General features: G+C 44.3%; 26 protein-coding genes. 23 read left to right on the top strand and 3 right to left on the bottom strand.

Going from position 1 to position 23499, the window contains the following annotated elements; translation table 11 throughout:
- The first annotated feature begins 6 nt into the window (after positions 1 to 6).
- The 5 genes from A5886_RS15500 (at position 7) to A5886_RS15480 (ending at position 4387) form a co-directional block, all read left to right on the top strand.
- Positions 7 to 441 carry a PTS mannitol transporter subunit IIA gene (locus A5886_RS15500; protein WP_086275938.1) on the top strand — a complete coding sequence of 145 codons (435 nt, stop codon included), beginning with the start codon at positions 7 to 9 and terminating at the stop codon, positions 439 to 441.
- Positions 442 to 592: 151 nt separating this feature from the next.
- A complete protein-coding gene (locus tag A5886_RS15495; protein ID WP_086275937.1) occupies positions 593 to 2359 on the top strand; it encodes a PTS mannitol transporter subunit IIBC in 1767 nt (588 codons plus the stop codon).
- A 13-nt stretch (positions 2360 to 2372) separates the two neighbouring features.
- The gene (locus tag A5886_RS15490) at positions 2373 to 2810 is read left to right on the top strand and encodes a PTS mannitol transporter subunit IIA (RefSeq protein ID WP_086275936.1); all 438 of its coding nucleotides are present in this window, start codon (positions 2373 to 2375) and stop codon (positions 2808 to 2810) included.
- Between the two features lie 14 nt (positions 2811 to 2824).
- Positions 2825 to 3973, top strand: a complete 1149-nt coding sequence (locus A5886_RS15485; RefSeq protein WP_086275935.1) for a mannitol-1-phosphate 5-dehydrogenase — start codon at positions 2825 to 2827, stop codon at positions 3971 to 3973.
- A 114-nt stretch (positions 3974 to 4087) separates the two neighbouring features.
- Positions 4088 to 4387, top strand: a complete 300-nt coding sequence (locus A5886_RS15480; protein WP_086275934.1) for a hypothetical protein — start codon at positions 4088 to 4090, stop codon at positions 4385 to 4387.
- A gap of 71 nt (positions 4388 to 4458) precedes the next feature.
- Here the strand turns inward: A5886_RS15480 and A5886_RS15475 are convergent, their stop codons facing one another.
- Positions 4459 to 4971, bottom strand: a complete 513-nt coding sequence (locus A5886_RS15475) for a type 1 glutamine amidotransferase domain-containing protein (protein ID WP_086275933.1) — start codon at positions 4969 to 4971, stop codon at positions 4459 to 4461.
- A 135-nt stretch (positions 4972 to 5106) separates the two neighbouring features.
- Here A5886_RS15475 and A5886_RS15470 point away from each other — a divergent pair, with 135 nt between their 5' ends.
- The 3 genes from A5886_RS15470 to A5886_RS15460 all read left to right on the top strand — a co-directional run bounded on the left by A5886_RS15470 (position 5107) and on the right by A5886_RS15460 (position 7024).
- Entirely contained in the window at positions 5107 to 5658 is a 552-nt protein-coding gene (locus tag A5886_RS15470) for a hypothetical protein (protein WP_086275932.1), read from the top strand.
- Between the two features lie 179 nt (positions 5659 to 5837).
- The gene (locus A5886_RS15465; RefSeq protein WP_086275931.1) at positions 5838 to 6260 is read left to right on the top strand and encodes a hypothetical protein; all 423 of its coding nucleotides are present in this window, start codon (positions 5838 to 5840) and stop codon (positions 6258 to 6260) included.
- A gap of 8 nt (positions 6261 to 6268) precedes the next feature.
- Complete coding sequence (locus A5886_RS15460) at positions 6269 to 7024, top strand: DUF6681 family protein (RefSeq protein ID WP_086275930.1); 756 nt, start codon at positions 6269 to 6271, stop codon at positions 7022 to 7024.
- A 78-nt stretch (positions 7025 to 7102) separates the two neighbouring features.
- On the opposite strand, the gene A5886_RS15455 is transcribed toward A5886_RS15460, so the two are convergent.
- Positions 7103 to 7510: an Hsp20/alpha crystallin family protein gene (locus tag A5886_RS15455; protein WP_086275929.1), complete on the bottom strand. Its 408-nt coding sequence runs from the start codon at positions 7508 to 7510 to the stop codon at positions 7103 to 7105.
- A 188-nt stretch (positions 7511 to 7698) separates the two neighbouring features.
- On the opposite strand from A5886_RS15455, the gene ispE reads away from it, so the two are divergent.
- The 7 genes from ispE (at position 7699) to A5886_RS15420 (ending at position 14829) form a co-directional block, all read left to right on the top strand.
- The gene (gene ispE, locus A5886_RS15450; protein WP_086275928.1) at positions 7699 to 8550 is read left to right on the top strand and encodes a 4-(cytidine 5'-diphospho)-2-C-methyl-D-erythritol kinase; all 852 of its coding nucleotides are present in this window, start codon (positions 7699 to 7701) and stop codon (positions 8548 to 8550) included.
- A gap of 233 nt (positions 8551 to 8783) precedes the next feature.
- The gene (locus tag A5886_RS15445; protein ID WP_086275927.1) at positions 8784 to 9725 is read left to right on the top strand and encodes a metal ABC transporter substrate-binding protein; all 942 of its coding nucleotides are present in this window, start codon (positions 8784 to 8786) and stop codon (positions 9723 to 9725) included.
- 11 nt (positions 9726 to 9736) lie between these two features.
- Positions 9737 to 10417, top strand: a complete 681-nt coding sequence (locus A5886_RS15440; protein ID WP_086275926.1) for a metal ABC transporter ATP-binding protein — start codon at positions 9737 to 9739, stop codon at positions 10415 to 10417.
- The gene (locus tag A5886_RS15435; protein ID WP_086275925.1) at positions 10390 to 11220 is read left to right on the top strand and encodes a metal ABC transporter permease; all 831 of its coding nucleotides are present in this window, start codon (positions 10390 to 10392) and stop codon (positions 11218 to 11220) included. Before A5886_RS15440 ends, A5886_RS15435 begins: the two co-directional genes overlap by 28 nt.
- 151 nt (positions 11221 to 11371) lie before the next feature.
- Positions 11372 to 12199 carry a pur operon repressor gene (gene purR, locus A5886_RS15430; RefSeq protein WP_086275924.1) on the top strand — a complete coding sequence of 276 codons (828 nt, stop codon included), beginning with the start codon at positions 11372 to 11374 and terminating at the stop codon, positions 12197 to 12199.
- A gap of 165 nt (positions 12200 to 12364) precedes the next feature.
- Positions 12365 to 13744: a bifunctional UDP-N-acetylglucosamine diphosphorylase/glucosamine-1-phosphate N-acetyltransferase GlmU gene (glmU, locus tag A5886_RS15425; RefSeq protein WP_086275923.1), complete on the top strand. Its 1380-nt coding sequence runs from the start codon at positions 12365 to 12367 to the stop codon at positions 13742 to 13744.
- Between the two features lie 110 nt (positions 13745 to 13854).
- A complete protein-coding gene (locus tag A5886_RS15420) occupies positions 13855 to 14829 on the top strand; it encodes a ribose-phosphate diphosphokinase (RefSeq protein WP_086275922.1) in 975 nt (324 codons plus the stop codon).
- A gap of 171 nt (positions 14830 to 15000) precedes the next feature.
- On the opposite strand, the gene A5886_RS15415 is transcribed toward A5886_RS15420, so the two are convergent.
- Positions 15001 to 15789, bottom strand: a complete 789-nt coding sequence (locus A5886_RS15415) for a hypothetical protein (protein ID WP_086275921.1) — start codon at positions 15787 to 15789, stop codon at positions 15001 to 15003.
- A gap of 231 nt (positions 15790 to 16020) precedes the next feature.
- Between A5886_RS15415 and A5886_RS15410 the strand changes: the two genes are divergently transcribed.
- From A5886_RS15410 to priA, 8 genes are all read left to right on the top strand, one after another.
- Positions 16021 to 16734: a class A sortase gene (locus A5886_RS15410; RefSeq protein ID WP_086275920.1), complete on the top strand. Its 714-nt coding sequence runs from the start codon at positions 16021 to 16023 to the stop codon at positions 16732 to 16734.
- 73 nt (positions 16735 to 16807) lie between these two features.
- Entirely contained in the window at positions 16808 to 18466 is a 1659-nt protein-coding gene (locus tag A5886_RS15405; protein WP_086275919.1) for a patatin-like phospholipase family protein, read from the top strand.
- Positions 18459 to 18674 carry a YdbC family protein gene (locus tag A5886_RS15400; RefSeq protein ID WP_086275918.1) on the top strand — a complete coding sequence of 72 codons (216 nt, stop codon included), beginning with the start codon at positions 18459 to 18461 and terminating at the stop codon, positions 18672 to 18674. The genes A5886_RS15405 and A5886_RS15400 overlap by 8 nt, the downstream gene beginning before the upstream one ends.
- Before the next feature lie 61 nt (positions 18675 to 18735).
- Complete coding sequence (locus tag A5886_RS15395; protein ID WP_086275917.1) at positions 18736 to 19620, top strand: YicC/YloC family endoribonuclease; 885 nt, start codon at positions 18736 to 18738, stop codon at positions 19618 to 19620.
- A 12-nt stretch (positions 19621 to 19632) separates the two neighbouring features.
- The gene (locus A5886_RS15390) at positions 19633 to 19914 is read left to right on the top strand and encodes a hypothetical protein (protein WP_086275916.1); all 282 of its coding nucleotides are present in this window, start codon (positions 19633 to 19635) and stop codon (positions 19912 to 19914) included.
- A 126-nt stretch (positions 19915 to 20040) separates the two neighbouring features.
- Positions 20041 to 20655 carry a guanylate kinase gene (gmk, locus tag A5886_RS15385; protein ID WP_086275915.1) on the top strand — a complete coding sequence of 205 codons (615 nt, stop codon included), beginning with the start codon at positions 20041 to 20043 and terminating at the stop codon, positions 20653 to 20655.
- 5 nt (positions 20656 to 20660) lie between these two features.
- Positions 20661 to 20966, top strand: a complete 306-nt coding sequence (gene rpoZ / locus A5886_RS15380) for a DNA-directed RNA polymerase subunit omega (RefSeq protein ID WP_086275914.1) — start codon at positions 20661 to 20663, stop codon at positions 20964 to 20966.
- 125 nt (positions 20967 to 21091) lie between these two features.
- Positions 21092 to 23494, top strand: a complete 2403-nt coding sequence (priA, locus tag A5886_RS15375; RefSeq protein WP_086275913.1) for a primosomal protein N' — start codon at positions 21092 to 21094, stop codon at positions 23492 to 23494.
- The last annotated feature ends 5 nt before the right edge of the window (positions 23495 to 23499 follow it).

The following is a 23499-nucleotide window of genomic DNA, read 5'->3' as shown; positions in this document are numbered from 1 at the left end:
TCCCGTGTGTATATCCCAATCGAACGCATCATGGTCAACCAGCAATTTGCCAATGCAGAAATGGCTTTAAAGAAAATTGGCACCTATTTGGTACAACAGCAGATTGTTGCCGAACCCTATGTGGATAGTTTATTGCGTAGACAGCAGCAGTATGGTGTCTATATCGGCAATTTTGTCGCACTGCCCCATGCAGAAGAACAAGCACAGCAATGGATCATTGACGAAGGCGTCTTTTTATTCCAAGTACCTGATGGTGTAGATTTTGGTACCACAGCAGAAGCCAAGATTGCTACGATTTTGTTTGTGGTGGTCCTGAAAGAAAAGCAACTGTCTTTTTTACAGGAGATTGCCTTTTTTTGCTCAGATATCCAAAATGTCCGTTTACTGAGTGATGCTGTAACGCCACAACAGATTCAGCAAATTTTATTAGATGAGGAATGACCATATTTGATGAAAGCCTAGCAAGGATGTCTTGCTGGGCTTTTTTTTGTTGAACATATTTGGCACAACTTTTTGTGCCAAAGTGCGACTTTCGGAGAATTGCGTAAGCGCCTACAATGAGGGTGTCAAGAAAACGAAGGGAGTTAGGAAAATGGAACAAGCACAAGTAGCAAATAAATCTTCACTGAAAGCCAAAGTTCAAAAGTTAGGGAGTACGTTGTCAAGTATGGTGATGCCGAATATCGGCGCATTGATTGCATGGGGTGTGTTAACGGCATTATTTATTCCAGATGGTTATTTACCAAATGAATCTTTTGCAACGATGGTCAGCCCGATGTTGACGTATTTGATTCCGATTTTGATTGGTTATACTGGCGGTAAAGTGATCGCTGGTGATCGCGGAGCAGTCGTTGGTGCTATTGCGACAATGGGTGTGATTGTCGGAACAGATATCCCAATGCTGTTAGGTGCCATGATCATGGGGCCTCTAGGCGGTTGGGTAATCAAGAAATTTGATGAGATGTTCCAAGACAAGATTCGTGCTGGTTTTGAAATGCTGGTCAACAACTTCTCAGCAGGATTGATCGGTTTTGCTTTAGCCTTAATCGGATTCGTTGCGATTGGACCAGTCGTGAACACGTTGACTGAAGCGATGGCTTCTGGCGTAGAAGTGATCGTCAATGCACATTTGATTCCGCTAGCTAATGTTTTTATAGAACCAGCAAAAATTCTGTTTTTGAATAATGCAATCAACCACGGTATTTTGACACCGCTTGGTACTGAACAAGTCAGTGAGTTCGGTAAATCGATTCTTTATTTATTAGAAGCAAACCCTGGACCTGGTTTGGGTGTCTTGCTTGCCTTCACATTATTTGGCAAAGGTGCTGCAAAATCTTCAGCGCCGGGTGCGATCATTATTCACTTTATCGGTGGGATCCACGAAATTTATTTCCCATACGTAATGATGAAACCAATTATGTTCTTAGCAGTCATTGCCGGTGGGGTTTCTGGCAGCTTCACTTTCCAATTGTTAGGTGCTGGTTTGCGGGCACCAGCTTCACCAGGATCAATCATTGCAATCATGGCGATGACGCCATTTAATTCAGTGATGAGTGTGGTTTCCGTATTAGCTGGGATCGCGGTTGGTGCTGGGGTATCATTTGTGATTGCCGCAGCGATTTTGAAAGCCGATGCCAAAAATACGGTGGATAACTTTGAAGAACAAGTACAACAAACACAAGCTGCGAAACTTAGTTCAAAAGGGATTGCTGTTCAACCAGTCAGTGGTATCAACCGGATCGTCTTTGCCTGTGATGCAGGGATGGGGTCAAGTGCCATGGGCGCATCGATTTTACGGAAGAAAGTGAAAGAAGCGGGCTTAGCACAACAAGTCACCAATGCAGCAATCAATAATTTGCAAGATGATGCCAACGCATTGATCGTGACCCAAGAGGAATTACAAGAACGAGCAAAACAAAAGGCACCGCATGCTACCTTTGTCGCAGTGGAAAACTTTTTGAATTCACCTCGCTATGATGAAATTGTTGCTAGCCTTTCAGGCAATGGTGGTACACCTGAAAAAAAGTCTGAAACGCTTCGCCCAGAAGAACAGCTGCCCGCACATGCGCTGAAGCATGTCAGCGAAATCATTTTGGCCCATGATGACCGCAAAGGATCGGCAACAATGGCGAAGAAAGTCGTTCAAGATTTATTGACCAAAGAATCATTGGCCGTGCCAATCAGGAAGAGTCATATCAATGACCTGCACGCGAATGCGACGTCGTTGGTCATCACCAAAGAATCATTGACCCAACAAGCCAAAGATACTGCTCCAGAAGCCGTTCACTTTTCGGTCAATAGTTTGATGGGCAATACCAATTATCAACGAATCGTTTCTTCATTGAAAGAAACCGTATAGGAGGGTGTGCGCTATGAAGGAATTACAAAAAGAAATGATTGAACTCAACAAACAATTTGCCACAAAAGAAGAAGCCATTCGCTATTGTGGAGAAAAATTATTGGCTGCTGGATGCGTTGAACCGGAATACGTTGATGCAATGGTCGTCAGAGATGAAATGCTGTCTGTCTATATGGGAAACTTTATTGCGATTCCCCATGGGACCGATGAAGCAAAGAAATATGTCAAAGAATCGGGAATCTGTATCGTACAAGTACCAGACGGCGTGAACTTTGGAACAGCGGAAGAAGAAAAAATCGTCACCGTTCTTTTCGGCATCGCTGGCAAAGGCGAAGACCATTTACAATTGGTCCAACAGATTGCCCTGTTTTGCAGTGATATCGACAATGTGGTCGAGCTAGCCGATGCACTGGACAAAGAAGAGATTGCCAAAAGTTTAACAGTTGCATAAGAGGGGGAACAAGAATGAAAGCAGTCCATTTCGGTGCTGGCAATATTGGCCGTGGATTTATCGGCGAAATATTAGCCAACAATGAATTTGAGATCACGTTTATTGATGTCAACGATACGATCATTGATGCCTTGAAAACACGAAAAAGCTATACGATAGAGTTGGCGGATGAAAGCCACGAACAAATCCAGATCGATCATGTGACCGGGCTGAATAATGCCAAAGAACCTGAGGCAGTGATCCAAGCCATCAGCGAAGCAGATATTGTGACGACGGCAATAGGCCCCAATATTTTGCCGCGGATCGCTGGCTTGATTGCTCAAGGCTTGGAAGCACGGGCACAAGGCCAAAAGAAACAACCAATCGATGTGATTGCGTGTGAAAATATGATTGGCGGATCAACATATCTGAAAAGTGAAGTCCAAAAGCATCTGACTTCATGGTCAGAGATTGAAGCAATAGTTGGCTTTCCAGATGCCGCGGTCGATCGAATCGTGCCAATGCAACAGCATGACGATCCGTTGTTCGTCCAAGTGGAACCTTTTAGTGAATGGGTGATCCAAGAAACAGGGATGAAATCCAACATTCATTTATCAGGTGTTCATTATGTCGCAGATCTAGAACCGTATATTGAGCGGAAATTGTTTAGTGTCAATACTGGTCACGCAACGGTTGCCTATACAGGGGCACTACAAGGCTATCAGACGATCGATGAAGCAATGAAGGACCATTTGGTCGTGATCCAATTAAAATCGGTCTTAGAAGAAACAGGACAGCTATTGATTGAAAAGTGGGCTTTTGATCCAGAGGAACACGAACGGTATATCGAAAAAATCATCCAACGCTTCAAAAATAAATATATTTCTGATGCCATTACACGGGTGGCACGGACACCTGTCCGAAAATTAGGGACCGAAGAACGCTTCATCCGACCAGTATTGGAATTGGAAAAAAGAAATGTCCAACCTGATCATCTCTATGAAACGATTGGCATGATCTTTAATTATCATGATCCAGAGGATGAACAAAGTCGTCAATTGCAAGAACTATTGGCAGAAAAAGAATTGTCAGAGGTGATTGCAGAAGTCACAGGATTGACCGATGAAGAAATTATTGGGTTGATTCGCCAAAATATTGAAAAGTACGCCTATGTGGCAGCATAAACACATGACAACCACTGATTTGCTTCTTCTATAAAGCAAATCAGTGGTTTCTTTTATCCAAGGTTGACTTTTAAGCGGTCTAGCTGATAATAGAGAGTGAAATGAGGGATACGTATGGACAGATGGTTTGAAGAAGCACAGCTGCAAGTCATTGAACTGCCAGTTGAATGGGTAGATGATCGACCGGTCTATCAGGCCTTTATTCGTGAATTACCGACACTGCAGGCACAAGGTCCTTCGCGACAAGCAGTCTATCGTCAATTGGCAGAATCTTATGCAGCCTATGCGGCGCAGTTAAGAGAACGGACCGAGCATACAGAAGAGATGACCTCTTCTTTGTTAACGACGGAAGAACTATTGAAGTATTATGATGGGGAAACCTTTGATGGGTTTGAATTGCCCCAAAATGACTAAAAAGCAGCCGACTGATCAAAATCAGCGGCTGCTTTTTTTTGCAGTCTGTGAGAACGCGAGTAGTCAGGTTGTTATGCCAAAGCGTCTACGATTGCTTGATTGAACGCCGGAATATCATCGGGATTCCGACTTGTGATCACTCGGTAGGTTTCGTCGATCACGACAGGTTCATCTTTGACAGTAGCACCAGCATACGCCAAGTCAGGCCGCACTGAATCATAGGCAGTCAGTGTCAGTTTATCTGTCAGTCCAGTTTGAATAAACAGCTGAGGGCCATGACAAATAGCAAATACCGGACGATCTGAGGTGATAAAGGCTTTGGTCAAATCAACATAACGGTCGTCCGTGCGCAGCTGATCTGGAGAGAAGCCGCCCGGAATCAGCAATGCATCGAATTGATCGGGATCGATGGCATCGATGGTGGTATCGACCGCAAATGTGCCGCCTTGTTTGCCGGTTACTTGAGAAGTGCCTTCATTACTGATGACGACGACATCGTGGCCCGCAGTTTCTAAAGCTTCCTTAGGCGCTGTTAATTCAATATCTTCAACTAAATCGGTGACGATCACTGCAACTTTACTCATATGATTTCCTCCTTATGATTTGATGAACACGTTGTTCACCTGTTACTATTTATGCTAACGTAGATTTCCTTCGCTGACAAATGATTTGTTTGTCAGACTGGAAGGAATGAACATCCGAAGAAAGAGGTGTCTCACATGGCTGTCATCAAGCTATATATCGCAGAATCGCCATTGTGTGTGGAGAAAGTCACACTAGATTTTATGGGGAATGAAATGAGTCGCATCCCGCAAGAACGTTTTGAAAGAGTCGATGCGGACATGCACGCAGTGGTTGACCAATTATGTACCGTGCTGATTGCTGAGGCAATCGATCAGTTAGAAGCAATCGGTGAAGAAGCAGACTATATCGATCTGTTGTATCTGCAATTGGTGAATGTCTACCAAACCAAGAGCGGCAATCAATTGCTCCAGCAGCCTTTTTCAGCTATGGAAGCCGCATTACGGCCAGTTATGATGGAAGTATGCGAACCCATTGTCGAAAAATTTTATGAAGAATTGAGTAATCAATTGGAGGAATCCACGGACGATGAGGTATTCAGTTCCTACTACCTTGATGGCCAGCAGGTTGTGATCCAGTTGACTGCACCCATCGAATACGAAGAAGTCCTGTCGGTCGATACCTTGATCAGACAGTATCACGAAACACTGCAAACAGTGTATGAGAAAATCTATCCTTATCTCGTTTGACGGCTGCTAAGACAGTCGTTTTTTGTTGCAAGCGGATGCAAGTTTAGCTTTTTTTTAAATCAAGGCAATTGTTGCCAAGAAACCTTGACCCTTATGAAAGAAACGATTATAAAGAAAATAAGCGGTGCAATTTTTCACTCCAAATGTGCAGCAAATTGAGAAAGAAAAGGATGAGATTCATGCGCAAAGTTCCGCCAATTTTAAAACCGATTGCTTTATTGACGATTTCAACGATTATCGCCACGGCAACGGGCGTCGTCAATTCTCAAAGTTATCGTCATCCAAGTACGGCCACCCAAACAAACGAAACGACTGATCAGTCAGTGCCTGTGTCAACACAGTCTTCAGTGAATCAAGAAACAGATAACCCAAATACGCAGCCGACAAGCAGTACGCAGTCGATGGAGCAAGAAGAGCCAACATCGTCGGTTGATCAAGGTGTGACGGAAGAAACCACCAGCGTGACAACGGATACGAGTACGACACCTTCTAGTGAAGCGGACACCTCACAAGCCAGTGAAGAGAAGCAGCAAACGCCTGCTTCCAGTGAAGAAACTACCGTGGATCCACAAGTCGTGACCGATGAAAACCAGGATGAGTAGGTGAAGAAATGACACTTTTATTAGATATGATCAATGGCATCCACAAATTTTTGGGCTATTTGGATATTAGCCCGAAGTATTTGAATCGGGCCTATACGATACTGAGCATTATCCCAACTGCGTATATTTTACGTATCATCTATGGATTATTCTCAAATCAGAATTATGTCCAAGCGACGTTGTATAGTATTGGCTTTTTGATTCTGGTCTACTTCTGGGTCTTAAATATTGTGTATTATTTCTTGGATAAAAATATGAAAGGCGATGTGACACAAGTATTCGTCAAAGTATTGCCAGATGAAGTCTTCAATATCGAAAGCGAAGGCATTCAGACAACACAGATCGATCACTTGCAAACTGAAAAAGTCCAAATCGACTTTGAGGAAGATTATCAATTGATTTTGGCTGATTATTTGCAAACCTTGATTAGTCGCGATGAACTGCGTTTGCAACCGTTGAAAAATGGCTTTACGATTCCTAAGAATACATTGTACCCTTATTATTTCATCAAAAAACGCACCAATGATCGTTATACACTGCAGATCGGCACGAGTTATGGTGAGATGACCCCCATTGGCACGATCCAATGGCAGGAAGAGAACACCTTAACGCCTGTTGGGTTATTCATTACTGGCGGGGACTTCGTCAAAAATAATGTCAAATACCACGAGCCATACAGCTTGAAGTTGTATATCAAAAAAGCGGCGAGCCAAGAAGAATCCGTTACTTCTAGACAGGTCTACCGTCGACAAAAGACGAAATAATACGGGATAAATAATGAAAACCTGTTTCAAAAGGTTTGCAATGCTTACTGCGTGCAAACCTTCGAAACAGGTTTTTTGTTAGTCGATTGGAATATTTTTCGCGGGCGCATCTTTGTAACTCGCTTTTGGCAGTGTCAATGTCAGCACACCGTCTTCAAATTTGGCTTTGATCGATGCGTCATCGATATCCGTTATTGTGAAGGTCCGTTGATACGCGCTGCTGGAGCGTTCCTTGCGTAAATAATGACCTAAGTCATCTTTTTCTTCCAGTTCATCCGTTTGTGTTGCCGAGATGGTCAAGGTATTGTTGACGTAGCTGACGCGGATATTTTCTTTTTTGATACCAGGCAGGTCTGCTTTCACGAGATATTGATCCTCGTATTCTTTGATATCGGTATTCATCTGCCGTTCTTGCCAAAAACTATTCATTAATTTTCCGAGTAATTCTTCGCCGCCTGTAAAATCTTTTGGAATCAAGTTTGCCATAATGTTCCCTCGCTTTCTTGTGTGGAATGAATGATTGGTTCTCAGACGCTACTTCTATTTTACGAGGAACGAAAGGAAAGGGCAACCAAAAGGTCAGTATCACAGAAAACAAGAGAAATCACTCAACTATCTTTACAGAATCTGCTATGATAGAACTAAATAACTAGCAGATGATTGGATGAATGAAGATGGAGATTATTGAAAAAGCGCCCGCTAAGATCAACCTCGGTCTTGATGTCGTAGACAAAAGAGCAGATGGGTATCATGAATTAGAGATGGTGATGTCCAGTGTTGATCTAGCTGACCGTCTGATATTGGAAGAGTTGGCTGAAGACAAAATCATTATCGAAACCAATAAAGCCTTCTTACCAGTGGATAAGCGCAATAACGTCTATCAGGCGGCGAGTCTGATCAAAAAGCGATTTGGGATCACCAAAGGCATCAAAATCAAAATCACTAAGAATATCCCTGTTGCAGCAGGCTTAGGTGGTGGTAGTACCGATTGCGCCGCCGCATTGCGGGGGATGGTCCGTTTATGGGATTTGCAGATCTCCATGGAGGAACTGATTGAGATTGGCATGGAAGTGGGGACCGATGTACCCTATTGTTTATATGGTACAACTGCCCACATTGCTGGAAAAGGGGAAGTGGTCACACCGTTAAAGCCGATGCCGCAATGCTGGGTCGTACTGGTGAAACCTCGCTTAAGTGTCTCAACAAGTAAAATCTTTCAACAAGTGGCTTTAGATCAACTGCATCATCCGGACATCGCTGCACTATCTGAGGCAGTTTTGGCGGAAGATTATGCTGCAATGCTGGCTGCCATGGGGAATAGTTTAGAGGCAATCACGATTCCTAAGTATCCGATCGTCCAGCAAATCAAAGATCGGATGCTGAAGTATGGTGCAGATACTGCCTTGATGTCGGGGAGTGGACCAACAGTCTTTGCCCTTTGTCAAAAATATTCTCGAGCACAACGGGTCTACAATGGATTAAAAGGGTTTTGCGATGAGGTCTACTTGGTTCGAACATTGAAATAGCCGACGACAAAAGGACAAGTGCTGAACTTGTGCTTTTTGTCTTTTATGGACACATATGAATGACAATACGAATGTTTTCCGATTTAGTGTTAGATTTTATCTGTAAATCGGAAAACGTACGGTTTGTCTTGACGAAGTTGCAAACATTTGGTACAGTATCTGTTGCTGATAAAACGGAACAAGTCCGTTTTGTATAGATACTTTCGGTTTTTAGAGGAGTAAAGGAGAAATCAATGAAAAAAGCAATCGCCGCAACCGTACTGCTTTTAAGCAGTTTGCTACTAGGGGCCTGCAGCAGTGGTCAGGATACTGGGACTGATTCAGCTGATGACACAGCATTGTCGATCGTGACGACGTTTTATCCAATGTATGAGTTTACTAAAGAAGTAGTTGGTGACGCAGGAGAGGTATCCTTGTTGATTCCAGCAGGAACGGAACCGCATGATTTCGAACCCAGTGCCAAAGATATGGCCAAGATCATGGAAGCAGATGCTTTTGTCTACAATAGTCCATCCTTAGAGACATGGGTATCGAGTCTCACAGATACCATCGATACAGAGCAGACCACAATCATTGAAGCTGCACAAGAAATCGAGTTGGCAGAAAGTGACGAAGACCATGACCATGATCATGACGAGACGGATCATGACCACGATTTAGATCCGCATGTGTGGACGGATCCTGTGTTGGCCATCCAAGAAGTAGAAACGATCCGTGACCAATTATCAAACGCATATCCTGAACAAAAGGCGCAATTCACAGAGAATGCCGCTGGATATATCAAACAGCTTGAAGCCTTAGATCAAGCCTACAGCCAAGCTTTTGAAGCGACGACCCAACGGACATTCGTGACCCAGCATGCTGCATTTGGTTACTTGGCACGTCAGTACGATTTGGTGGAGGCATCGATCTCTGGAATCTCGCCAGATCAAGAGCCGACGCCGAGCCGCTTGGCTGAATTAAAAACGTATGTTGATGCCAATCAGGTCAGTGTGATTTACTTTGAAGAAAATGCATCTTCTAAAGTCGCCGAAACCCTAGCCAATGAAACAGGGGTTGAATTGGCTGTCTTGAACCCATTGGAAAGCTTGACACAAGAACAAATGGACAATGGGGAAACCTATATCACTGTAATGGAAGACAATTTATCAGCCCTACAAAAAAGTATCAAATAAGGAGGCGCTCCGTGCGTTATATCGATGTAAAAGACTTAACCTTTTATTATGATGATGAACCTGTATTAGAAGATATTTCCTACTTTGTCGAAGATGGCGAGTTCGTGATTTTGACTGGAGAAAATGGTGCAGCCAAATCAACGCTGATCAAGGCGACATTAGGCTTGCTGAAACCCTCAAAAGGGCAGGTCACAGTAGCTAGTCAAAATGCGGCAGGTGAAAAATTGAGCGTTGCGTACATTCCCCAGCAGATTGCGTCTTTCAATGTTGGTTTCCCAAGCACGGTCTTGGAACTAGTTCAATCCGGCCGCTACCCTAAGGGTCGTTGGTTCAAGCGTTTGACCAAACGCGACCACGAACATGTCCGCCGGGCCTTGGATGCAGTTGGTATGTGGGATATGCGCAACAAACGAATCGGTGAACTATCCGGCGGTCAGAAGCAACGGATCAGCTTGGCGCGGATCTTTGCCACAGACCCGGATCTCTTTATTTTGGATGAGCCAACGACAGGGATGGATGAACAGTCGCGGAATTTGTTTTATGAGTTGCTGCGGCACAATGCCCACGATCATGGCAAATCGATTTTAATGATCACCCATGACCATGAAGATATCAAAGAATATGCAGATCGTCAGATCCGCTTAGTGCGAAAGGAGGATTCACCATGGCGCTGCTTTCATATGAATTCATGAGACGGGCATTTCTAGCGGCAATTTTTATTGCAGGGATTGCTCCTATGTTAGGGGTCTTTCTTGTGATCCGTCGCCAGTCCTTAATGGCCGATACGCTGTCTCATGTCTCTTTAGCTGGTGTTGCTTTAGGGTTTTTCCTGAATTTGAATCCGAATCTCACCACATTGCTGATTGTGGTGATCGCAGCGATCATTCTTGAATATTTGCGCACGCTTTACCGCAGTTATTCTGAGATATCGATTGCTATCTTGATGTCAGGAGGCTTAGCCCTTGCATTGGTCTTGATGAACCTGAGTGGCGGCAATTCTGCTACGAGCATCCAATCCTACTTATTTGGGTCGATCGTGACGATCACCCATGACCAAGTGTGGATTTTAGGCTTTTTGTTCTTGATTGTCTTTGCATTGTTCTTTTTATTCAAACGGCCGATGTATATTTTGACTTTTGATGAAGATACAGCCCATGTCGATGGCTTGCCGATCCGCTTGATGTCGATGCTGTTCAATGTCTTGACGGGTGTTGCGATCGCAATGATGATCCCAATCGCCGGCGCGTTGTTGATTTCAGCAATCATGGTACTGCCGGCAGCGATCAGTATGCGCTTGGGCAAAAGCTTCAATGCGGTGATCTTGATCAGTGTTGTGATTGGTATGGTGGGCATGATGACTGGATTGACAAGCTCATTTTATTTGGATACACCGCCAGGAGCAACGATTACATTGGTCTTTATTGGTCTCTTTTTATTGATCAATTTGATCAAGCGTGTGGTCATCGTGATACAACGGAAACAACGACTCAAATAAACCGCTTTATGAAAAAGAAACGAAGAATCCACGTTTCTTTTTTTTGTTTTCTAATTAAAGCCGAACATTTCAAACTTATTTTGAGATAATGCTCGCATTTATTTCGTAAAAGCCTTATAATAAAGCGAATAAACCAAAGGAGTTGTCCGGTGTGAAAATACGTCGCAGTGAACGTCTGATCGACATGACCCACTATTTATTGAATCATCCCCATGAATTGATTTCATTGTCTTTTTTTTCTAAACGTTATGCATCTGCAAAATCATCCATCAGTGAAGATCTATCGATTATCAAAAAGACTTTCAAAGAGCGGGGCACAGGCCTATTAGATACGGTACCTGGCGCAGCAGGCGGCGTTTTTTTTGTGCCTGAAATCTCAGAAGAAGAAGCCTATGCCTATGTCGAAGGATTGGCTGAGCGCCTGTCCGAACAAGACCGCTTATTGCCAGGCGGCTATGTTTATCTTTCAGATTTGCTGGGTGAACCAGAATTGCTTCGCCAAGTTGGGCGGATCATTGCTTCAAAATACCTTGGCGAAAAAATCGATGCCGTGATGACGGTTGCCACCAAAGGAGTACCGATCGCACAAGCGGTATCTTATTATCTGAATGTACCATTTGTGATCGTTCGTCGAGACTCTAAAATCACGGAAGGCTCTACCGTCAGCGTGAACTATGTATCTGGTTCTTCAGAGCGGATCGAAAAAATGGAGCTATCCAAACGTAGTTTGAAGCGGGGGTCTCGTGTATTGGTCGTCGATGACTTCATGAAAGGCGGCGGTACGGTCAACGGCATGAAGAGTTTGATTGAAGAATTCGAAGCAGAGCTTGTTGGGATCACTGTCTTTGCTGAAACCAAGTTCAAAGGCAAACGGGCGATCACTGATTACAGTTCATTGCTGTATGTCGAAGATGTCGATACCCAAACCAAAACGATTTCGGTCGTACCAGGCAATTATTTTACGAAAAAAGCAGAATAAAGAACGCACCTTGTCCGCAGATGTCTCGTATGCGTACAAGGTGTTTTTGTGAATTGGTCTAGGTGTAGGTGACGCTTACCGTTGAAATTTACAACCACTTGGGCTAAACTAATTGTAGGATAAACCAAAGGACTTTTTATGTCCCAATCGATAGGAGTGGAATACGTGGAAGCACGTTATGCAATTATTTTAGCAGCTGGTAAAGGCACCCGAATGAAATCTAAGTTATACAAAGTCTTACATCCAGTCTGCGGGAAACCAATGGTCGAACATATCATGAATCGCGTCACTGAAACAGAACCTGCACAGATTGTCACGATCGTGGGTCATGGGGCGGAAATGGTCAAAGAACAATTAGGCGAGCGCACCGAATATGCCTTACAAGCGGAACAACTGGGTACAGGTCATGCTGTTGTCCAAGCAGAAGCGTTTTTGAAAGGTAAGAAAGGCACGACCCTCGTCATCAGCGGTGATACACCCCTATTAACGACAGAAACATTGAATAACCTGTTTGATTACCACCAAGGCAAGAACGCATCAGTGACGATCTTGACCGCTCATGCGGAAGATCCAACCGGTTATGGACGTATTATCCGAGACCATGTGGGAATCGTAGAGAAAATCGTAGAACAAAAAGATGCGTCCACCGAAGAAGCATTGGTCAAAGAAATCAATACCGGCACCTATTGTTTTGACAATGAATTGCTCTTTGATGCCTTGTCAAAATTAGACACAGACAATGCCCAAGGGGAATATTACTTAACAGATATCATCGAAATTTTAAAAGAAGACGGCAAAATCATTGCTGCTTATCAAACAGAAGATTTCAATGAGTCGCTGGGTGTCAATGATCGTTTGGCATTGGCTGAAGCCAACCGTTTGATGCGGGCGCGAATCAATCAAGCCCATATGCGTAATGGCGTGACATTGATCGATCCCGCTGCGACCTATATCGATGAAGGTGTCGTTATCGGATCGGACACATTGATTGAAGCAGGTGTTGTTATCAAAGGGCAAACAACGATTGGTGAGGACTGCGTCATCACAGCCTCTTCGCAAATCATTGACAGTCAAATCGGCAACAATGTCACCATCAAAGCATCCGTAGTGGAAGAAAGTATTGTCCATGCCAAAGCTGATGTCGGCCCGAATGCCCATTTGCGTCCGAAAGCTGAAATCATGGAAGCGGCCCATGTCGGCAACTTCGTGGAAGTCAAAAATGCGACGATCGGTGAAGGCACCAAAGTGGGGCATTTGACTTATGTCGGTGATGCTACATTAGGCAAGAACATCAATGTCGGTTGTGGCGTTGTCTTTGTCAATTATGATGGCAAAAACAAATTTAAAACGACAGTCGGCGACAATAGTTTCATCGGATCAGGTTCAAATTTAGTGGCTCCTCTGACGATTGCAGAAGAAACGATGATTGCAGCTGGTTCGACGATCACACAAGATATTCCCAAGCATAGTATGGCGATTGCCCGTGCCCGTCAAGAAAATAAAGCGGATTACGCAAAAAAACTGCCTTATCTAAATGAGAAATAGCGAAATGACTTGATTTATTTGAAAAAAATGACTACTATTTATTAGGAAGAAGATTCTAGTAAATAGTCGTCATTTTTTATTAGTTACACGTAAAGAAAGTGGAGGTTCTCATGTCAAATCATTATTTTGATCCAAGATTGAAGATTTTTTCTCTGAATTCAAATCGTCCTTTGGCGGAAAAAATCGCAGCTGCAGTAGGTGTCGAATTAGGGAAGTGTTCCGTAAAACAGTTCAGCGATGGCGAAATCCAAGTGAATATTGAAGAAAGTATTCGCGGCTCACATGTCTATGTGATCCAGTCAACCAGCAGTCCTGTCAATGATAACTTAATGGAATTGTTGATCATGATCGACGCACTGAAACGCGCAAGTGCCAAGACAATCAATGTGGTCATGCCTTATTACGGCTATGCTAGACAAGACCGAAAAGCACGTTCAAGAGAACCAATCACAGCAAAACTTGTAGCAAATATGATTGAAAAAGCAGGTGCCGACCGGATGGTGACGCTTGACTTGCATGCTTCTCAGATCCAAGGATTTTTCGATATGCCAGTCGATCATTTGATGGGTGCACCTTTGATCGCCAACTACTTTTTAGAACGCGGCATTCAAGGCGATGACGTAGTCGTTGTTTCACCAGACCATGGCGGCGTGACCCGCGCGCGCAAATTGGCAGAATTTCTTAAATCACCAATTGCAATCATTGACAAACGTCGGCCAAAAGCCAATGTGGCGGAAGTCATGAACATTATTGGTCATGTGGAAGGCAAAACGTGTGTCTTGATCGATGATATGATCGATACAGCCGGTACGATCACATTAGCAGCGAATGCTTTGAAACAAGCCGGTGCTAAAAGTGTCTATGCCTCTTGTACCCACCCCGTATTGTCAGGACCAGCCTTGCAACGCATCGAAGATTCTGCGATCGAACATTTGGTTGTGACCGATTCAATCTATTTGCCAGAAGACCGCAAATCAGACAAAATCGATGAAATCAGTGTTGGTGCTTTGATGGGTGAAGCAATCAAACGGATCCATGAGAACAAACCTGTTAGTCCATTGTTTGAATCAAAATTATCGATCTAAGCGCCCCAAAGGTGCAAACAGATCAATCGCCTCTAGCAGGAATCATTTGCTAGAGGTTTTTTGATTTTCAAAAACAAACGCCGCATACGTTTAGAAATGGATCATAAAACAGCCCCGAAATGACTGATGCCGAAAGATAAAAAAAACATGTCATAGCACCGCAGATGCGGGTCATGACATGTTTTTGTCCATAAAGCCAAAAGCCAAATCTTCTTGATCGATATCTAATGTCCATTTCTTCTGATTGGCATAGTAGCGCAAGACAGCAATTTGGTCGAGGGAACTTTTGTTGACTTGGCTGCTTTTCAAGCCAGAGTCTTCCATCAAGTAAATCGGGATCGTAAAAGTTTTGTCGATCAATTGCTCTTGGCTCAAGCAAAATAAGACGCCTTCTTGCATCACGCTGCGCAGTTCTTTCAGCAGGTTGAAATCTAATTTTTCGACAGAAACAGGTTTTTTAAAAAAAGAGAGGCGGTCATTGATTTTTTCGAGGACCATGCGGGTGATCCGATCGCCTAAAATGCGGTAATATTCATCCAAATAGCGGTAGTACACGCGGGAACGTTCGTCTTTCAAATCAAAAAAGACAAAGTTGTTTTGCAACTTATAAAAAAACGGTGAGTGCAAATGGGTTTTCATATGACCAAAATATAACAGTTCTGAGATCTCCAAGGGTGTGAGTTCTTTCAACATGTCAAAATCGTTGAAATCGATCCATTTCATTTCCTCAGATACCCGGCCTTTATTCAATTGTTGAAAGAAGAGTTGCACCTGTTCAATGCCGCGAATCACTTTGAGTCCGGTATGACCATCAAATTCACCAAAGTCGCTGGAAGGATCAAGCAAAAGCAGATTCTTGGGCTGATGCACAATGCTCTTGTTGAAATCTTGGGGGGCAAGCCCACGGGTCAAGACGGCATTGCTGGTTGTATCTATATGTACGTAAATCGTATTGGACATGCCGGTTGATCCCTCCTATGTAATAAGTTCATTCTACAACAAAGCGCTGAAAAATGCTTGTATCTTTTCGTTTAAAGTTATATTACAAAATAACAGAAAAAACAATTTTTAAGTTCCAAAGATTTTGGTGGCGGCACAATTCTTTTCTTTTGCTAAAATAGACGAGCAAAATTGGCGCTATCATGAGCTTTTTGGTATGATAAAAGGAGATAAAAATTGGAGACGAACGAGATGAAAAAAAAGAAGAGAATCAGGCGTTGGCTGAGCAATCTGTTTTTGCTGTTATTGCTTTTGGTTGGACTTGCGCTGGTATTCAATAATCAAATCAAAAATTTCTTTATCAAGCAGACTGGCGATGCTTACGCGGTCAGTGAAATCAGTCGCGCCGATGTGGAAAAAAACATGGAGGCCGATACGACATTTGATTTCGATGCGGTGGAACCTGCCAGTTCTGAAGCAGTGCTTAGAGCCCAACTCAGCAACAAAGTGCTACCAGTGATCGGCGGGGTAGCGATCCCTAGTGTGGAGATCAATTTGCCGATTTTCAAAGGATTATCCAATGAAGCCTTGTTATATGGCGCTGGAACATTGAGTCCTACCCAACAAATGGGTGAAGGCAATTATGCATTGGCCAGTCATCGGGCACAGTCGCCGGAGCTATTGTTCACCCCTTTAGATGATGTCGAGATCGGTGCAACGATCTATATCACTGATTTAGAAAATATCTACACCTACACCGCGACGTCTTCTATCCGCGTCGATCCTACAGATGTCTATCTTTTAGATGAAGTAGAGGGACGTAAGATGATCACATTGATCACTTGCGGCGAAATGGGGGGGATCACAAGGCGGGTCGTACAAGGGGACTTGCAGGATGTGACCCCGGTCGAGGATGCGACAGCAGAGATGTTGGCTGCCTTTAATATGGCACAACGGACATTTTAACGAGAAGGATAGCGAGTGGTAGGTCAACAGCCGTGTCATTCGACTATTCTTTTGTTTTCTAAGGAGGTCTTTGGTGAAAGTCAAAAAAATAACGACCGTCGATTTCGTGCCGCAGCGCAAGGCATTCCAAGAAAGTCAGCTGACCTTTTCTTTCTTTGACAGCCATTCTGCAGGAAGGACTTATTTTCAAGAACATTTAGAAGCGCAAGGTTGGCAAATCAGTACGCGACAGGGCCGTTTATACCTCAGTTGCTGCTTTGAAGAAGACCAATTGATCATTTACGCGTTACTGCATGAGAGGAATACACAGTTTTCTTGGCAAAAATATATCGGCGTGATCGAAAGCTTCGCCCGTAGTCGGTTTGTCGCAAAGGTATGCTGGCAAATACCCGACAATCCAGTTTTGTCAGATTTCTTTGCCAAACAAAGCTATCAAAAAGTCACAGACGGCTTTCAAAAAACATTGGTTTATAATACAGCGCTGGTGTTAGGTGGCGGTGGCGCCCATGGTGCCTATCAAATTGGGGTTTGGCAGGCGCTGCAAGAACGCGGCATCCGTTTTAACTGGATCACCGGTACATCGGTCGGCGCTTTGAACGGTGCATTGATTTTGATGGATGATGTGGAAGCAGCCGTCCATTTATGGGCCAATATCTCGAGCGGGCAAGTCCTGCAATACCCATTGGCAGAGGCCAAGGCGCAAACGTTGCGGGAGATGATGAATCAGACCCATTCCCTAGTGACGACTGCATTAAAGACCAATGGCGCCAGTACAGAACCATTGGCCGCTTTATTAGCAGCAACCTTTGACCAAGAGAAATTTGATCAGACTGCAAGACAGTTGCTGATTTGTACTACGCGACTGCCTGATTTCAAAGAGACAGTGCATGCCTTTGATCCAGCAGATGCTGCTGAAAACCTGCAATGGTTGCTGGCTTCTGCGTCGTTTTATCCTGCGATGCAAGCCCAGCAAATCAATGGCACCTATTATATCGATGGCGGCTACCGCAATAATCTGCCTATCGATGTAGCGATTGCACAAGGAGCCACAGAGTGTATCACGGTAGATGTCCAAGGCCCTGGGATCAACAAGAAAATAGCGGTTTCAGAAGACATTGCCCAAATCGCCCTCGGCTCCCCGTGGACCATGGGCAGTTTCTTGATCTTTGATGCCCAACGCTCTCTAGACAACATGACCTTGGGCTATTTAGAAACGTTGAAAACGTTTGGCAAATATCAAGGCTATTGGTATACCTTTGAGAAGGATGCGCCGTTTCAAAAACCATGGCGACAGTATTTGCACTGGCTCAAGCAAAACCACGAGTACCTCTATGAGGAAATCAAAAAAACAGCATTCTTAAAAAAATTGCGTAAATTTTATCGAGGGTCGATTCCGGTAGATGCTTGGGGGCGGATCTTGTTGGAATGTACCGCCAAGATCCTGCATTTGTCTCCCACGGTCATTTACGAACAGACAACGATGGTTCAAGGGATTGGCAAAACAATTGCCCAAGAAGTCATGAACGAATCTGACGCATGGTCGATCAGTGAATGGCTGACCTTTTATAAAGACCGCTTCTATCTTTTATCAGAGCAAAATCGGTTCTTGTTTTTTTATCGGACACAGACCTTATCGACACCAGCATTACAGCAAATACGCCGACGCTATCCTTTGTTGGCGACACTTGCTGCGTATAGTTATTATCTTTTGGAAGGAGAAACAGATGGATAAATTTTCGTATGAAATCGTAGAAGAAATTGCCGTTCTTTCAGAAAACCCGAAAGGCTGGCGCAAAGAATTGAACTTGGTCAGTTGGAGTGGACGCCCACCGAAGTTTGACTTGCGGGATTGGGCGCCGGATCATGAAAAGATGGGCAAAGGCATCACATTGTCCAATGAGGAATTTGAAGGATTGAAAAAAACATTGTCGGCTATGTAATAGCGGCTATCTAAAACAGCGATTGACTAGAAAAGATACAATCAAGAGAGGATGTGACAAGATGAAAAGTATGACGGGTTTCGGTAAAGGCAGCGCAGAAACAGCGGCCGGCCAAATCGAAGTAGAGATCAAAAGTGTCAATCAGCGCTTTTTTGACTTACAGTTACGCATGCCCAAACAGTTGAATACCATCGAAGGCATTATTCGGCAGCAAATCAAGCAGACCTTGCAACGGGGACGGATCGAACTGTATGTGACGATCAAAGAAGCAGTGACGCAGCAAAAACAGATCAGTATTCAATGGGATCTGTTGTCTGCGGTGATGGCTGAAGTTGAAACAGAAGCACAGCAGCGTTTTGGTCTCACAAATTTCCCTAAAGAAAAGGTATTAGAACAATTTTTGACCCATGAGGCTTTTTTATCAGTAACGGAAATCGAACCAGAGGAGAGTCAACTGGCAACGGGTGTCCTGGCTGCATTGACGGATGCGTTATCGGCTATTGAAAGCAGTCGCCAAGTGGAAGGGGCCGGTATCTTGCATGTCTTACAAGAGAACCAGCAACAACTGCAAGATAAACTGACAGAGTTGGCAGCATTTGTGGCCATCTATGAAGCCGATTATCAAGCCCGCTTTGAGAAAAAGCTAACCGCCTATCTTGGAGAGACCGTTGATCAAGAGCGTTTGCTGACAGAAATGGCTTTGTTATTGGAACGAGGGGATATCCATGAAGAAATCGATCGTTTGGGTATCCATTTGAACACAATGTCGAAATTATTGGCCACTGAAACACCGGTGGGTCGGGAGTTGGATTTTTTGATCCAAGAAATGAATCGTGAGGTCAATACTATCGGCTCAAAATCAGGTGCCATCACCATCAAGAATCAGGTGGTCCAAATGAAGACAATTATCGAGAAAATCAGAGAACAAGTGCAAAATATTGAATAGGAGGAAACAACCATGACATATTACGATATCACTTTCCATGAATTAAGCGGCAAAAGCATTATCAAACGGAGTATCCCTTCGGACAAACCAAATTTCGACGCTTGGCAAGATGCGTGTGCAGCTATCGAAGCAGATTTTTTGCATATTCTCGTGAATGGCGATGCTGTTTCACTGAATCGACGCTATATCGTACGTATCGATTGTCAAGAAGTGGCAGATCCAACTGAAAAAGCTATTACAGCCAAAGATGAGTTGGCTGGCGTCATCAATACATTGAGCAATATGGGCTTTTGATGAGAATCCTGCAGACTAGGGACTAGCTATTTCATAAAATTCCCATTATAATAAAGTAGTTCTTGAAAGTTGCTGAAAAAAAGTGCAAAATAGACGTTAAGCAAATGTCAGTGAAAGGACGTCATTATGTCAGAGCGAGGATTACTTATAGTTTTATCAGGGCCTTCTGGAGTAGGCAAAGGCACCGTTAGAAAGGCGATTTTTGAGCGTGATGATAACGATTTTCAATATTCGGTGTCAATGACGACGCGCCAACAACGCCCAGGAGAAGTCGAAGGTGTTGATTATTATTTCCGCAGCCGCGAGGAGTTTGAAGCCTTGATCGAGGCCGGCGAAATGTTGGAATATGCTGAATATGTCGGCAATTATTATGGCACACCATTGTCTTACGTCAGACAGACCTTAGACCAAGGAAAAGATGTTTTCTTGGAGATAGAAGTACAAGGGGCAAAACAAGTCAAAGACAAAGTACCCGATGGGGTCTTTATTTTCTTGACCCCGCCTGATCTGGCAGAATTACGCTCTCGTATTACAGGAAGAGGTACCGACTCTGCCGAAGTGATCGATGAACGCATGCGGGTCGCCCGCGAAGAAATCGAAATGATGGCATTGTATGATTATGCTGTTGTGAATGATGAAGTCCCTAAGGCAGTCGACCGGATCCGCGAAATTATTTCCAGTGAACATTTTCGCGTCGACCGAGTGATCGGCACCTATATCAAAATGTTAGAGGAGCTGTAAGAATAATGATGTTAAAACCTTCAATCGATTCATTGTTGGATCGTGTCAATTCAAAATATTCATTGGTGATCTTAGCCAGCAAACGTGCCCATGAGCTAGATGCCGGTGCCCAAGCAACATTAGAATCTTTTGACTCAGTCAAAAGCGTTGGCCAAGCATTAGAAGAAATCGAAGCAGAAATGGTCGTGAATGATCCGCATCCTGAAATCAAACGTGCCCGTTTGAAGATGGAACAAGAAGAACGCAAAGCGCAAAAAGATCAAGAACAAAAAGAATTAGAAGCGCGCATTCGTGACGAACAAAAGCTTTAAACAAAACAGCTGGAGCACGCCTGTGTTCCGGCTTTTTATTTGTTTTGCTGATCGTTAAATTTTTGTAAGGGATACAGACAAATAGACCGCTATTTAGTAAAATAGAGCCTAAAGGAGGAGCAGAGATGACGCACATAGCAGAAGTTATCGTGGATGTACCCACGATGCAGACCGATCAACCTTTTACATATGAAATACCCACTGAATTACAAGCTGTCATCGAAACCGGGATGCGGGTGGAGGTTCCTTTTGGCCAAGGCGATCGACATATCCAAGGATTCGTCGTCGGACTATCCGACGTATCTAATGTTGACCAGCCATTGAAACCCATTACCCGTTTATTGGATCTCTCTCCTGTTGTCAATGACGAGTTGCTCCAACTTGCGGACCACATGAAGCAAACCACATTCGCCTTCAAAATCACTTGCCTGCAAACGATGCTGCCAAGTGTCATGAAGGCCGAATATCAAAAGCAAATCGTCTTATTAGATAAAACCCATCAGATCCGCAGCTATTTTCCAGAAAGCGGCACTCTCAGCTGGCAAGAGGCGGAGGAAGCAGGTCTGCTGCCGCAATTAAAACCATTGCGGGCAGCTGCAGTAGTGGAAGTACAATACTTAGTCAAAAATAAGAACAAGGCCAAAATGATCCGCTATGTACAGCGGCAAATCGATCCAGCAACGATCCCTGAGGCCATTGATCAGTTGCGCAAGGGATCAACCCGCAAAGCAGCCCTCTTACAGATTTTGTCAAAGGAAGCCTATCTGCCGGTTTCCTTTTTTACCGAAAATGGTATTTCGACCGCTGTCTTGAATCAAGGGGAAGCAGAAGGTTGGTTGACCTTGACAGAAGTGGAAGCCTATCGAGATCCCTTCAAGGATCATGACTTTCAAAAAACCACCCCACTTGCATTAAATACGGACCAAGTGGCCGCCGTGACCGCCATTTCAACAGCGGTTCAAAACCAGCAGCCCCAGACCTTTTTGCTGGAAGGAATCACTGGCAGCGGCAAAACCGAAGTCTATCTCCAAACGATTGCTCAATTGCTGCAGCAAGGGAAAACAGCCATCATGCTGGTTCCGGAAATCGCCTTGACACCTCAGATGGTGGAACGTTTCAAAAGCCGATTAGGCGATGCGGTAGCCGTCTTGCATAGTGGTCTGTCGCAAGGAGAGAAATATGACGAGTGGCGTAAAATCGAACGGGGAGAAGCACAAGTCGTGGTTGGCGCTCGTTCAGCTATTTTTGCCCCATTAAAAAACATTGGTTTGATCATCGTTGATGAAGAGCATGAGGCAACGTACAAACAAGAAGAAGCACCTCGCTACCATGCCCGAGATCTAGCGATTTGGCGTGGGGCGTACCACCACTGTCCTGTGGTGTTGGGTAGTGCAACGCCTTCATTGGAGTCACGGGCTCGCGCGCAAAAAAACGTCTATCAGCTGTTGCGATTGAACCAACGGGCCAAAGCCAATGCGCAACTGCCGACTATTGAAGTTGTCGACATGCGGACCGAATTTGCCCAAAAGCAATACCAAACCTTTTCACGATTGCTGCAAGAAAAAATCGTTGATCGTTTGGCGCGTCAAGAACAAATCGTCTTGCTGTTGAATCGTCGAGGCTATTCTTCTTTTGTGATGTGTCGCGATTGCGGATACGTCTTACCTTGCCCGAACTGCGATATTTCTTTGACCTTGCATATGGATACCAAAACGATGCGCTGCCATTATTGTGGCCACGAGGAGCATATTCCTCATCGTTGCCCCAATTGCCAAGCAGACAAGATTCGCTATTACGGTACAGGTACGCAAAAAGTCGAAGAAGAGCTGAAGGAATTGTTTCCGGAAGCACGGGTACTGAGAATGGATGTCGATACGACCCGCAAAAAAGGCGCCCATGAGAAAATCTTGACGGCATTTGGTGAAAAGAAAGCGGATATTTTGCTGGGTACACAAATGATCGCCAAAGGGCTGGACTTTCCTGATATCACCTTGGTCGGTGTGTTGAATGCGGATACCGCCCTAAACTTGCCGGACTTTCGTTCAAGCGAGCGGACGTTCCAACTGCTGACCCAAGTCAGCGGTCGCGCCGGTCGCGCAGAAAAAACTGGTGAAGTGGTGATCCAAACCTTCAATCCAGAACATTATGCGATCCAATTGGCTCAGACCCAAGATTACGAAGACTTTTATCAAAAAGAAATGTGGGTCCGCCATCAAAGCGGGTATCCACCCTACTTTTATACCGTTAAAATCACCTGCAGCCACCCGGAAGAACAGGTAGCTGCGCAAAAAATGTTTGCTATCGCCCGCGACCTCAAACAAGAGCTGTCACCAGAAAGTGTCTTATTGGGGCCGGCACCAAGTGCGATTTTACGAATCAAAAATCGCTATTACTATCAGCTGATCATTAAATATAAACAGGAACCGCAATTACCAGCAATGTTGACCCGTCTGTTGGATCAAAGTCAAATCGATCAGCGCAAAGGGCTGTATGTTTCGATTGACCAAGAGCCGTTGAATTTTATTTAGAGGAG

Origin of the sequence: Candidatus Enterococcus testudinis, assembly GCF_002140915.1 — a bacterium.
In the GTDB taxonomy this organism is placed as follows: Bacteria; Bacillota; Bacilli; order Lactobacillales; family Enterococcaceae; genus Enterococcus_D; species Enterococcus_D testudinis.
The sequence above is the reverse complement of the archived record's forward strand: the minus strand, read 5'-3'. Positions and strand labels throughout refer to the sequence as shown.